At 31.0% G+C, this 12,061-nt stretch carries 15 protein-coding genes; all 15 read left to right on the top strand.

Annotated features, from left to right (window positions below):
• The first annotated feature begins 6 nt into the window (after positions 1 to 6).
• The 15 genes from KQA_RS0206855 (at position 7) to KQA_RS0206785 (ending at position 12,061) form a co-directional block, all read left to right on the top strand.
• Entirely contained in the window at positions 7 to 1,125 is a 1,119-nt protein-coding gene (locus KQA_RS0206855; protein WP_010179452.1) for an AMP-binding protein, read from the top strand.
• 108 nt (positions 1,126 to 1,233) lie between these two features.
• Positions 1,234 to 1,770, top strand: a complete 537-nt coding sequence (gene pyrR, locus KQA_RS0206850; RefSeq protein WP_010179450.1) for a bifunctional pyr operon transcriptional regulator/uracil phosphoribosyltransferase PyrR — start codon at positions 1,234 to 1,236, stop codon at positions 1,768 to 1,770.
• 7 nt (positions 1,771 to 1,777) lie between these two features.
• Positions 1,778 to 2,704: an aspartate carbamoyltransferase catalytic subunit gene (locus KQA_RS0206845; RefSeq protein ID WP_010179448.1), complete on the top strand. Its 927-nt coding sequence runs from the start codon at positions 1,778 to 1,780 to the stop codon at positions 2,702 to 2,704.
• Positions 2,705 to 2,706: 2 nt separating this feature from the next.
• A complete protein-coding gene (locus tag KQA_RS0206840) occupies positions 2,707 to 3,039 on the top strand; it encodes a hypothetical protein (protein WP_010179446.1) in 333 nt (110 codons plus the stop codon).
• Positions 3,040 to 3,259: 220 nt separating this feature from the next.
• On the top strand, positions 3,260 to 4,168 hold the full coding sequence (locus tag KQA_RS0206835; protein ID WP_010179443.1) for a ribonuclease Z: 909 nt from the start codon (positions 3,260 to 3,262) through the stop codon (positions 4,166 to 4,168).
• Between the two features lie 62 nt (positions 4,169 to 4,230).
• The gene (gene pdxH / locus KQA_RS0206830) at positions 4,231 to 4,875 is read left to right on the top strand and encodes a pyridoxamine 5'-phosphate oxidase (protein ID WP_010179442.1); all 645 of its coding nucleotides are present in this window, start codon (positions 4,231 to 4,233) and stop codon (positions 4,873 to 4,875) included.
• 17 nt (positions 4,876 to 4,892) lie between these two features.
• Positions 4,893 to 5,378 (top strand): SixA phosphatase family protein, encoded by a 486-nt coding sequence (locus tag KQA_RS0206825; protein WP_010179440.1) that lies wholly within the window; start codon positions 4,893 to 4,895, stop codon positions 5,376 to 5,378.
• Positions 5,379 to 5,403: 25 nt separating this feature from the next.
• Entirely contained in the window at positions 5,404 to 7,506 is a 2,103-nt protein-coding gene (gene ppk1 / locus KQA_RS0206820; protein ID WP_010179438.1) for a polyphosphate kinase 1, read from the top strand.
• A gap of 6 nt (positions 7,507 to 7,512) precedes the next feature.
• Positions 7,513 to 8,406: a Ppx/GppA phosphatase family protein gene (locus KQA_RS0206815; protein WP_010179436.1), complete on the top strand. Its 894-nt coding sequence runs from the start codon at positions 7,513 to 7,515 to the stop codon at positions 8,404 to 8,406.
• A 128-nt stretch (positions 8,407 to 8,534) separates the two neighbouring features.
• Entirely contained in the window at positions 8,535 to 9,152 is a 618-nt protein-coding gene (locus KQA_RS0206810; RefSeq protein WP_010179433.1) for a porin family protein, read from the top strand.
• 147 nt (positions 9,153 to 9,299) lie between these two features.
• Entirely contained in the window at positions 9,300 to 9,899 is a 600-nt protein-coding gene (hisIE, locus tag KQA_RS0206805) for a bifunctional phosphoribosyl-AMP cyclohydrolase/phosphoribosyl-ATP diphosphatase HisIE (protein ID WP_010179432.1), read from the top strand.
• 136 nt (positions 9,900 to 10,035) lie between these two features.
• Positions 10,036 to 10,227, top strand: a complete 192-nt coding sequence (locus KQA_RS0206800) for a cold-shock protein (RefSeq protein WP_010179430.1) — start codon at positions 10,036 to 10,038, stop codon at positions 10,225 to 10,227.
• 318 nt (positions 10,228 to 10,545) lie between these two features.
• Entirely contained in the window at positions 10,546 to 10,845 is a 300-nt protein-coding gene (gene trxA, locus KQA_RS0206795) for a thioredoxin (RefSeq protein WP_010179427.1), read from the top strand.
• A 6-nt stretch (positions 10,846 to 10,851) separates the two neighbouring features.
• A complete protein-coding gene (locus KQA_RS0206790) occupies positions 10,852 to 11,529 on the top strand; it encodes an SDR family NAD(P)-dependent oxidoreductase (RefSeq protein ID WP_010179425.1) in 678 nt (225 codons plus the stop codon).
• Positions 11,530 to 11,581: 52 nt separating this feature from the next.
• On the top strand, positions 11,582 to 12,061 hold the full coding sequence (locus KQA_RS0206785) for a peptide-methionine (S)-S-oxide reductase (protein ID WP_010179423.1): 480 nt from the start codon (positions 11,582 to 11,584) through the stop codon (positions 12,059 to 12,061).

The raw sequence follows: 12,061 nt of genomic DNA, 5'->3' as shown, positions 1-12,061 counted from the left end.
TAACATATGTTTATTGAAGATAAATTTATAACACCAGATCTGCATCCCTCTTTTTTGTTGAATAATAAATCGTATTCTAAAATTACGTTAGAATCTTATGCGCATCATTTAGTAAGAACAGGTGAGGAGTTTGAAGTTGAAATTGGTGATTTTTTATTAGATTGGTTAGATGATTCCGCTACTATTGAAGTTAAAACCTCTGGATCTACAGGTGTTCCTAAAAAGATAGAAATTCATAAAAATCAAATGATTAATAGTGCTAAGGCTACGGGTACTTTTTTTAAAATGCCCGAAGAGTCAAATGCATTATTATGTTTATCGGCAAAGTATATTGCTGGTAAAATGATGCTAGTACGCGCTATGGTTTTAGGGTGGAAATTGGATGTAGTAGCCCCAAAATCAAATCCTTTAGATGATTTGTATAAACAGTACGATTTTTGTGCTATGGTACCCTTGCAATTAGATAATTCTATAAATCGATTACATTTATTAAAGAAGTTAATTGTCGGAGGCGGGGCTATACCCGAACACTTAATAGTGCTTGTACAGGGCTTACACACCAAAATTTATGAGACCTATGGCATGACCGAAACAGTAACCCATGTTGCTGTACGTAGAGTAAATTCAAAAAAGAAAGAAAATAAGGATTGTTACTTTAAAGCTTTACCACAAGTAGTTTTGTCAACTGATGAGCGAAATTGCTTGGTAATAAAAGCTCCTATGTTGAGTACTGAAACTATTATAACCAATGATATTGTTGATTTGCTAACCTTTAAAAAATTCTTTTGGAAAGGTCGTTTTGATAATGTGATCAATAGTGGAGGGGTAAAATTACATCCCGAACAAATTGAAAAAAAACTACAACTAATAATTAGAGAACGTTTTTTTATCACTTCGCGCGAAGATGCTAAATTGGGGGAGAAATTAATTCTAATTATCGAAAATGTAAATGAAGCCTATACTATTGATACTTATTTTTTTAAAATCAATAACCTAGATACGTTGGATAAATATGAGGTTCCAAAAGAAATTTATTTTCTTGAAAATTTTATAGAAACCAATACAGGTAAAATTCGCAGATCAAATAATGTAGCGCAACTTTTTGATGTACTTAAAAAAGTATAATTGTCCTTTTGAATGTTTTTTATTAGCAAAATTTAAAGTTGTCATAGTATTAAAGTAACTTTTTAACTATTTTTGTGTAAGTCCAGATTTGGAAACACATTCTTATTTATGAGTCAAAAAGTACTACTTACTGGAAAAGAGGTAAACATTATATTACATCGTTTGGCTTGTCAACTTATTGAAAATCATACTCATTTTAAAGACACCGTTCTTGTAGGTTTACAACCACGAGGTAGTTTTGTTGCAGAACGTTTAAAGCAAATCCTTGTTAAAGAATATGGAATTGAAGATTTAAAATTAGGTTTGCTTGACATTACTTTTTTTAGAGATGATTTTAGAAGGAGTTCACAACACTTAGAAGCCAATAAAACAACCATCGACTTTGTAGTCGAAGATAAACGTGTTGTTTTTATTGATGATGTGTTGTATACTGGTAGAAGCATAAGGGCAGCATTAACCGCCATACAATCATTTGGTAGGCCAGCTGAAGTTGAGTTGTTGACTTTAATTGATAGGCGTTTTAGTAGACACTTACCTATTCAACCTAATTACAGAGGAAGGCAAGTAGACGCTATAAATGAAGAACGTGTAAAAGTGAACTGGAAGGAAAATCAAGGAGAAGACGTAGTTTATCTGATAAAATAATAGTTGTATGAGCGAATTAAGTGTAAATCACTTATTAGGAATAAAGTATATCAATGAAAAAGATATACAGCTTATTTTTGAAACTGCCGATCATTTTAAAGAGGTGATTAATAGACCTATTAAAAAAGTACCATCACTACGTGATATTACCATTGCCAATTTGTTTTTTGAAAATAGTACACGTACCAGACTTTCATTTGAATTAGCAGAAAAAAGACTTTCAGCCGATGTTGTCAATTTTTCTGCAGCATCATCTTCTGTTAAAAAAGGGGAAACTCTGATTGATACGGTGAATAATATTTTAGCTATGAAAGTGGATATGGTGGTGATGAGACATCCCAATCCTGGTGCTGGTGTATTTTTATCTAAACATATTGATGCATCAATTGTGAATGCAGGTGATGGGGCTCATGAACATCCTACTCAGGCCTTGTTGGATTCTTACTCAATAAGAGAAAAATTAGGTGATGTAACTGGTAAAAAAGTAGTTATTGTAGGAGATATTTTGCATTCACGTGTGGCGCTATCTAATATTTATGCATTACAGTTACAAGGAGCTGAAGTAATGGTATGCGGTCCCAAAACCTTAATTCCTAAATATATTGATAGTTTAGGGGTAAAAGTAGAAACGAATCTAAAAAAGGCCTTAGAATGGTGTGATGTTGCCAACATGCTTCGAGTACAAAATGAACGTATGGAAATATCTTATTTTCCTTCGACTAGAGAATACACGCAGCAGTATGGAGTAACAAAATCCCTGTTGAATAGTTTAAATAAAGAAATAGTAATCATGCACCCAGGTCCCATAAACCGTGGTGTCGAAATAACAAGTGAAGTAGCTGACTCTAACCAAGCCATTATATTAGATCAAGTTCAAAATGGCGTTGCCATTCGTATGGCTGTGATTTATCTATTGGCTTCTAAAATCAAATAATTATGATTATAGAACATATTAAAAGCACAACCGTAATTACTCAAGAAAAATTAACTTTAGCTAAGTTTGTTTCTCGTTTAAATGAAGTTTACGATGAATTTAGTAATAACAATTTAGTAATTAATCTTTTCTCTTTGGCTTCTTTAAAAGCTAGTGATTTAAAAGAATTTGCGCTTTTATCAGAAAAGCATAAAACAAATAATCATTCATTTGTACTAGTTATTGATGCTGTTCCTTACGAAGATATTCCTGACGCATTAACTGTAGCACCCACCTTACAAGAAGCTCATGATGTTATTGAAATGGAGGAAATTGAACGAGATTTAGGCATATAAAAAAAAATCTTTTAAATGAATTCAACATCAGTGAGGCTTAGGTTATAGAAAATAGAAGCAAGATTTAAATTTTATATATCCTTTTTTCAATAGCTTATACCAATTCGGAGGTGATATAATAGTTTGAAAAATAGTATTTGTTTTATGAATATATCACCTCTGGATTGGTAGTAACTATTCTATTCTATGTATTCTATTTTCTTTACTCTTAAATATCATTATGAAATTAACCATCTTAGGCTGTTATTCGGCAACACCTCGTATGCTTACTAATCCAACCTCACAGGTATTAGATATTAACAATCATTTATTTTTAATTGATTGTGGTGAGGGTACACAAGTACAGCTAAGGAAACATAAAATCAAATTTTTTAGAATAAAGCATATTTTTATATCTCATCTCCATGGGGATCATGTTTATGGTTTAGTAGGCTTAATTTCCACGTTTAAAATGTTGAAACGTGAAGCGGCATTGCATGTATATGGTCCAAAGGGAATAAAAGAAATGATAACGGTACAATTAAAACTTTCAAATTCATGGACAGATTTTCCGTTGCATTTTCATGAATTAGAAGCTAAAACCTCTGAAGTTATTTTTGAAGATGAAAAGGTTAGTGTTAAAACCATTCCATTACAACATCGAATATATTGTAATGGTTTTCTTTTTACGGAAAAGCCCAAAGACCGAAATTTAAATTTGGGTGTAGTATTAAATTATGGAATTGATGTTGCTTATTATAATTCTATCAAAAAGGGAAAAGACATTAGGTTAGATTCGGGTAAGGTAATTCCAAATGCGGAGTTAACTTTTGATCCAGTACCTGGAAAAAGTTATGCCTTTTGTAGTGATACTAAATACGATGAGGAAAAAATACCATTAATTAAAGACACTACGGTACTGTATCATGAATCTACTTTTTTGGAAAGTCACGAACATTTATGTGAATTTACAGGTCATAGTACGGCAAAACAAGCTGCAACAATGGCAAAAAAATCAAATGTTACTAATTTACTACTAGGTCATTACAGTACCAGGTATGGTAATATTTCTATGTTTAAAGATGAAGCTCAAACAATTTTTAAAAACACGATGTTAGCCGAAGATGGAAAAGTTTTTGAGTGGAAGTAATTTTTTACAAATTGCTAACAAAATAACTTGATATAAATGTTAAATTGCATGAAAAGCTAACTATGAATTCTGATCTATCAGACTACCGAAAATCATACGAAAAAGGAGCATTACTCGAGGGTAATTTACCAGATAATCCTATAGATTTATTTAAGGAATGGTTTAATGAAGTAGATCAAACTGATGGCGTAGACGAAGCCAATGCAATGACAATTGCTTCAATAGGATCCGATGGTTTCCCAAAGAGTAGGGTAGTATTACTAAAACATTTTGATACCAATGGTTTTGTTTTTTATACCAATTACAATTCCGAAAAAGGAAAAGCCATTCAAAATAATCCCAATGTGTGTCTTTCTTTTTTTTGGCCTAATTTAGAACGACAGGTGATTATAAAAGGTATTGCTACAAAACAATCCGAAAAAATTAGTACAGCGTACTTCCATTCAAGACCAAGGGGGAGTCAATTAGGGGCATGGGCATCAGATCAAAGTACGGAGATCGATTCCAGAGAAATACTCACTCAAAGATTAAAGGAATTAGAAAATCAATATAAAGAAAAAGAAATACCTAAACCACCTCATTGGGGAGGTTTTGTAGTAGCTCCACAAACTATTGAGTTTTGGCAAGGAAGGCCAAATAGATTACATGATAGAATGCTTTATAAAACAACAAATAATAACTGGAATCATAAACGTTTGGCCCCATAATTACGAGTGTAAATTTTATGAAAAAAATATATTTTATTAGGCACGCAAAATCATCTTGGGAAGAACAAGTTGAAGATCATGATAGACCATTAAGTGAACGCGGATTTGATGATGCTATTATTATAAGTAATGAGCTACTAAAAAAGAAAATTAGTGTTCAAAAAGTATTTTCAAGCACGGCAAAACGAGCAAAAACAACAGCTGAAATCATCACATCGGCATTACAAATTCCTACGGAAAATGTAATCTATTCAAATGAACTATATAGCTTTAATGGAATATCAGTAAGTAAGTTCATTAAAGAATTACCCGATGATTTAGATACCGTACTTATTTTTGGACACAATCCGGCATTTACTATTTTAATAAATAGCTTAGGAAGTCAATTTTTTGCAAACATTCCAACATGCGGAACAGTATCGATTACTTTTGAAAGTAATCGGTGGTCTGGATTAATTAAAGGTAAAACCGAATTTCATATCTTCCCGAAAGATTTTAAATAACTTTTTTATTTTCCAGTAACAAGTCATGGTTAAAAATAACTATCAATATATTAATAGAGAAATTAGTTGGTTGCAATTCAATGCCCGTGTATTACAAGAGGCAAAGGATAAAAGTGTTCCATTACTGGAAAGGTTGCGCTTTATTGGAATTTTTTCTAACAATTTGGACGAATTTTTTAAAGTGCGTTATGCCACTGTACAGCATATTGATCTCGCCGGTAAATCGGGTAAACGAGCATTACGGGGGATGGATGCGCGACAATTATTGGAGGAAATTACCAATATTGTTATTGGACAGCAATCTGAAAGTTTACTGATTATTCGCAAAATACAAGAAGAGCTGCAAAATCATAATATATATGTAATTAAAGAACATGAAGTCACTGCTGAACAAGGGGTATTTTTACGATCTTATTTTTTAAATAAAGTGAGTCCGGCATTAATGACTTTTATGCTTGATGATTTAGAAGATTTTCCTCATTTAAAAGATAGCGCAGCTTATTTAGCCGTAAAATTAACCTTAGCAACGGTATCTTCAAAAATGGAACTTGAAGGTACAGAAACAAAAACGGAAGAAAAAGATAAGTTATATGCGTTAATAGAAATCCCTAGAACCATTGAACGTTTTGTTGTACTGCCTGTAGGTAAGGATGGTAAGGAATATATTATATTTTTAGATGATTTAATACGCTATTGTATGGATCAATTGTTTAGTATTTTTGATTATACATCGGCATCTGCTCATATGATAAAAATTACGCGTGATGCGAAGTTGGATATTGATAATGACTTTAAAAAAAGTTTTATTGAAAAAATATCTAAAAGTGTTCAATTAAGGAGAGATGGTGATCCTGTACGATTTGTATACGATAAAACTATTGATTCGGATACCTTAACATTCCTTATGGATAAAATGAACATTGAAGATACCGATAGTATTATCCCAGGAGGAAGATATCATAATCGTAGGGATTATATGAAATTCCCTGTGTTAGGTCATAAAGACTTGGCATATCAACCTATTGAGCCGCTTTCGATAAAAGGTTTAGATTTAAATTCTAGTCTTTTTAAAGCCATTGCCGAAAAAGATTATTTATTATATGCCCCTTATCAAAGTTTCTCCTATTTAATAAAATTTTTAAGAGAAGCTGCATTAGACCCCAAAGTAACAAGTATTAAAATAACGATATACAGGCTTTCAAATGTTTCGCACATAGCTAGTTCACTTATTAATGCTGCTAAAAATGGAAAGGAAGTAGTAGTGCAAATTGAATTGCAAGCACGTTTTGATGAAGAAAATAACATCAAATATGCCGAGAATTTACAACGAGAAGGAGTAATCCTTATTTTTGGAGTTCCTGGTTTAAAAGTGCATTGTAAAACCTGTTTAGTGGAGCGTATGGAGGATGGAAAATCAAAACGTTATGGGTTTATTAGCACAGGTAATTTTAATGAATCAACAGCTAAAATTTATACTGATTACACATTATTCACGAGTAATTCAGCCATTTTAAAAGACTTAAACAAAGTATTTAATTTTTTTCAAATCAATTATAAAGTAAGTAGATACAAGCATTTAATTGTTTCTCCACATTATACCCGTAAAAAATTATACGAATTAATTGATAAAGAAATTAAGAATGCATTAGATGGTAAAACATCCTTTATTCGTTTAAAATTGAATAGCCTGAGTGATTATGATATGATTGATAAATTATATGAAGCCAGTAATGCAGGAGTTAAAATAGATTTAATAATTAGGGGAATCTGTTGTTTAATTCCTGGAATAAAAGGAATGAGTGAAAATATAAAAGCCATTAGTGTTATTGACAAATTTTTAGAACATCCACGTTTATATATATTTGCCAACGGAGGTGATACTAAAATTTATATTTCATCGGCCGATTGGATGACTCGAAATATAGATCGAAGAGTGGAAGTAGCTTGTCCTATTTATGATGAGGATATTAAACAAGAGTTGATTGAAACTTTTAATATATGTTGGACGGATAACGTTAAGGCACGTGTTTTAAATGAAACACAGAATAATACTTACGTGAGAAATGATTTGCCTAAAAATAGATCTCAAATCAGTTTATATGAATATTATAAAAACAGAGTAAACTAAAGTATAGTGATAGAAATTAAAAAATATGGCGCCATAGATATTGGTTCAAATGCAGTACGACTATTGATTGGTTCTGTAACCACTATGGATGGAATTAATCCGCGATTTAAAAAAACTAGTTTAGTGCGTGTGCCGATACGTTTAGGAGCAGATGTTTTTGTTGAAAATAAAGTATCTGAAGCTAATGTTGAGCGTTTAATAGATGCCATGAAATCATATCAATTACTTATGAAAACGCATAACGTAAGTAAATTTAGGGCTTGCGCTACGTCGGCAATGCGTGATGCAGAAAATGGAGCAGAAGTAGTTAAAAAAATAAAGGAGGCATCGGATATTCAGATCGAAATTATTGATGGGAAAGATGAAGCAGCTATCATAGCCATGACCGACTTAACAGAATTAACTAGTTCCGATAGTTCCTACCTATATGTAGATGTTGGAGGAGGAAGTACTGAATTTACCGTATATCATAAAGGGAAAAGAAAAGCGTCTAAATCTTTCAAGTTAGGTACAGTACGATTATTAAATAATTTAGTTTCCGATGAGCAGTGGGATACGGTGAAAAAATGGATAAAAATACACACTAAAGATTTTGAAAAAATATCTTTGATAGGTTCCGGGGGAAATATAAATAATATCTTTAAAAATAGTGGTAAAAGTATGGGTAAGCCACTAAGTTATATGTATTTGGTTTCTTATTACCAATTATTAAAATCATTAACTTATGATGAGCGTGTTTGGGAGCTAAATTTAAACCACGATAGAGCCGATGTAATTGTACCAGCAGCTAAAATATTTTTATCTGCAATGAAATGGAGTAAAGCCCAACATATTTATGTTCCTAAAATTGGATTAGCCGATGGAATTATAAAGTCATTGTATAATGAGGACAGCAAATAATTTTGTAATTAACTGATTTTTCGTACATTAGACCTGATTTCGGGGCTAAAAATTTGTTTATTTACATGGTTTTTATTTTAAAAACCTAAGTTTGTTTTAAATTTTAAACAATTAAAAAGATTTTAGATATGAATAAAAAAATACTTTTACTTTTAATTTCCTTATTGTTAGGATCAATTGCTATTCAAGCACAGCAGAGTAAATATGGTTTTAGATTAGGATTAAATTATAGTGACATTGATTTTGATGATAATAGCTCGGGTATATTTGGAGGAGATAAAGATGCTAGAATAGGTTTTGCTGCAGGTTTTTTTGCCACTTATTTTTTATCTGAAAAATTTAGTATACAGCCCGAAATTCAATATTCATCACAAGGGGAAAAAACGCAAGTTTTAAATAAAGAATCAGTTAATGTAGCAGCTAATAATCCGCGTTCATTTGATCGATTAAATTATGGAGTATTACAAGTTCCTATTCTTTTTAATTATCATATAACTAATAATCTTCATATTTCTGTTGGTCCACAGGCAGGGATTCTTATATGGGAATGGGAAAGAGCAGGGAATTATGAAATTTTTCAATTTTCAGGTATTGGTGGTATAGGCTATTATTTTACGGATAATTTAGGAGTTGATTTAAGAGCTTCATATGGGTTAACCGATGTTATAAAAACAAATAGTACAAGTACTTTTGATGCTACTGGTGTAAATCACTATTTACAATTAACATTATCATATCGACTATAAATAAGATATAATTTCAATATTAAAAAACGCCTGAACACTTATTCAGGCGTTTCTTATATTAATTAAATTACAATTTAATTGGTAATATTTGTAGGTTAGTAACATTAAACCGAACTTTGTCTGTTCAATATAATATGATCTACATACATGGAAATTGATTTTTCTAAAAATAATGACGGTTTAGTTCCGGTAATTATTCAAGACTCAAAAACACGAAAAGTACTTATGTTAGGCTACATGAATAAAGAAGCCTACGATAAAACAGTAGATACAAATAAAGTTACTTTTTTTAGTAGAACTAAAAATAGATTATGGACTAAAGGAGAGGAAAGTGGAAATTTTTTACACTTAGTCTCTATTAAAAATGACTGTGATAATGATACTTTATTAGTCGAGGTCACACCAGCTGGACCAACGTGTCATACAGGGACAGATACTTGTTGGGCAGAAGAGAATACGACAAATTATGGATTTCTATCAAATTTAGAAGCCATTATTGCGGATAGAATAGCCACAGCAGATACTAAAAAGAGTTATGTAGCTTCATTATTAGCAAATGGGATCAATAAAGTAGCTCAAAAAGTAGGTGAGGAGGCTGTTGAAGTAGTTATTGAAGCTAAGGATAATGATGAAGCATTATTTTTAAATGAGAGTGCTGATTTATTATTTCATTATTTAATTTTACTTCAAGCTAAGGGATATAAGCTAGAAGATGTTGTCAGTGTGTTAGAAAAAAGACAGAAATAGATTACAAATCGTTATTTTTAAAACTGATTTTCAGTTTTTTTAGATAATTTTCAATAAAATGTAACAGCATATTCAAAAGTTTTGTATTTTGGCTCAATCTTTGAATACCCAGAGATAATAATTAAAATACATTACAATGAGTAAAGGAACAGTAAAATTCTTCAACGATTCAAAAGGATTCGGATTTATTACAGAAGAAGGTTCAAACAAAGATCATTTTGTTCACATTTCAGGTTTAATTGACGAAGTTCGTGAGGGCGACGAAGTTGAATTTGAATTAACAGAAGGTCGTAAAGGATTAAATGCAATAAACGTAAAAGTTATCTAAACATATACGCTTAAAGTTTTTTCGAAACCCATCACAATTGTTGATGGGTTTTTTAATGGGGTATGTTAGCGTGTTTTTTTATTATGGATAGTCAATAATTGTAAATAATTTTACATTTTGACGTCTATTTAACTCGAATTATGTATTGAAACTTTGTCATGAGGCTGTGATATACAATAAATACTAGTGTTTTCTTAATTTCAGCATATCACAGTTATGGTTAAATTAAAAAACACAGTTTACGATAGTATTTGAAGTAGATCGCAGACGTAATAGATTTTTTAATGCATAATTCGGGTTTAATTATAAATGTAAACTATGAAAAGTAATTTTAAAGATATTATAAATTCAAAAACACCTGTGTTGGTTGATTTTTTTGGAGAATGGTGTGGTCCTTGTCAAACCTTAATGCCCATTTTAAAAGAGGTTAAAGATGAGTTAGGGGATGCTATAAAAATCGTTAAAATTGATATTGATAAAAACAGAGCATTAGCCGAAAATTTCCAAGTGCGTAGTGTGCCTACGTTAATTTTATTTAAAGAAGGAAAAGCACATTGGAGAAAATCGGGTGCCTTACCAAAAAATGCAATTATCGACGTGATAAACACGCATGCTTAATTTAAAATGAGTAAAATAGTTTTAATAACAGGAGCAAGTAAAGGGATAGGCCTTGCTTTAGCAAATAAAATGCTTAAAAAAGACCTTGTTGTTATTGGAACAAGCAGAAATGGAGAATTTAACGAGATTATTGCGCACAAAAATTTTTATTCTTTAAAACTTGATCTGTCAGAACAATCTAGTATTGACAATGCACTTGTAACGATTTTAAAAAAATTTAAGCATATAGATATGTTAATCAATAATGCTGGAATTGGACCCGATTTAGATACGAATTATCCAGAAAAAATTTCGTTTGAAAAAACATTTCAAGTAAATGTTACAGGAACAGTTTTCTTTACAGAAAGTTTAATAGAAATAATAAATTTTAAGGGTTGTATTATCAATATTTCTTCAGAAATGGGAGCTATATCTAATTGCAATCGAGTAGATTCTGTAGCTTACCGAATGTCCAAAAGTGCATTAAATATGTATACTAAAATTCTAGCTAATAGGTATAAAGATACGCTTAGAATAGCATCTATACATCCTGGATGGGTAAAAACTACAATAGCAGTAGATAACAGTATAAACGGTAATTTAACACCCGAACAATCTGCAGCTAATATCTGTGATTTTATTGATAGTGATTTCAAAAGTGGTGTGTATTGGAATACAGAAACTAATTCAGCACTTTTATGGTGAATTAATCTAAATTATTTTATTTTAAGCTTATTGATGGTTTTAAGAAAATAATATGTTAGAAACAATTGGTTTAGGTGGGGGATGTCATTGGTGTACCGAAGCTGTTTTTGAATCTTTAAAAGGTGTTACCCAAGTTAATCAAGGCTATATTGCTTCTATCGATCCTTATACTTCTTTCTCAGAAGCTATAATTATTGAATTTGATCCTCAAATTATAGCATTAGCTACTTTGATAGAAATTCATTTGCATACGCATCAAAGTACTAAAAATCATTCTCGCCGAGACACCTATCGGTCTGCTGTATATTTTTATACAAATCAACAGAAACATCAAATAAATACGATTATGAGTAACCTACAAGTTAAATTTGAAGGGAAAATAATCACTAAAATTATACAATTCAATAAGTTTAAAGCTTCAAGGGCAGAAATTCAACATTATTATAAAAAGAATCCAGAAAAACCTTTTTGTAAAAAATATATAATACCTAAATTATTACTTTTACAGGATAAATTTCCCACACATGTATAA

Source organism: Aquimarina agarilytica ZC1 (assembly GCF_000255455.1).
GTDB classification, from domain to species: Bacteria; Bacteroidota; Bacteroidia; order Flavobacteriales; family Flavobacteriaceae; genus Aquimarina; species Aquimarina agarilytica.
The sequence above is the reverse complement of the archived record's forward strand: the minus strand, read 5'-3'. Positions and strand labels throughout refer to the sequence as shown.

Excerpts from the sequence above, each read along its gene's own strand:
- trxA (WP_010179427.1), top strand. The coding sequence starts at position 10,546 with ATGAAAAGTAATTTTAAAGATATTATAAATTCAAAAACACCTGTGTTG.
- KQA_RS0206845 (WP_010179448.1), top strand. The coding sequence starts at position 1,778 with ATGAGCGAATTAAGTGTAAATCACTTATTAGGAATAAAGTATATCAAT.
- KQA_RS0206785 (WP_010179423.1), top strand. The coding sequence starts at position 11,582 with ATGTTAGAAACAATTGGTTTAGGTGGGGGATGTCATTGGTGTACCGAA.
- KQA_RS0206835 (WP_010179443.1), top strand. The coding sequence starts at position 3,260 with ATGAAATTAACCATCTTAGGCTGTTATTCGGCAACACCTCGTATGCTT.
- KQA_RS0206840 (WP_010179446.1), top strand. The coding sequence starts at position 2,707 with ATGATTATAGAACATATTAAAAGCACAACCGTAATTACTCAAGAAAAA.
- KQA_RS0206810 (WP_010179433.1), top strand. The coding sequence starts at position 8,535 with ATGAATAAAAAAATACTTTTACTTTTAATTTCCTTATTGTTAGGATCA.
- KQA_RS0206800 (WP_010179430.1), top strand. The coding sequence starts at position 10,036 with ATGAGTAAAGGAACAGTAAAATTCTTCAACGATTCAAAAGGATTCGGA.
- KQA_RS0206855 (WP_010179452.1), top strand. The coding sequence starts at position 7 with ATGTTTATTGAAGATAAATTTATAACACCAGATCTGCATCCCTCTTTT.
- pyrR (WP_010179450.1), top strand. The coding sequence starts at position 1,234 with ATGAGTCAAAAAGTACTACTTACTGGAAAAGAGGTAAACATTATATTA.
- KQA_RS0206790 (WP_010179425.1), top strand. The coding sequence starts at position 10,852 with ATGAGTAAAATAGTTTTAATAACAGGAGCAAGTAAAGGGATAGGCCTT.
- KQA_RS0206825 (WP_010179440.1), top strand. The coding sequence starts at position 4,893 with ATGAAAAAAATATATTTTATTAGGCACGCAAAATCATCTTGGGAAGAA.
- hisIE (WP_010179432.1), top strand. The coding sequence starts at position 9,300 with ATGGAAATTGATTTTTCTAAAAATAATGACGGTTTAGTTCCGGTAATT.
- ppk1 (WP_010179438.1), top strand. The coding sequence starts at position 5,404 with ATGGTTAAAAATAACTATCAATATATTAATAGAGAAATTAGTTGGTTG.
- pdxH (WP_010179442.1), top strand. The coding sequence starts at position 4,231 with ATGAATTCTGATCTATCAGACTACCGAAAATCATACGAAAAAGGAGCA.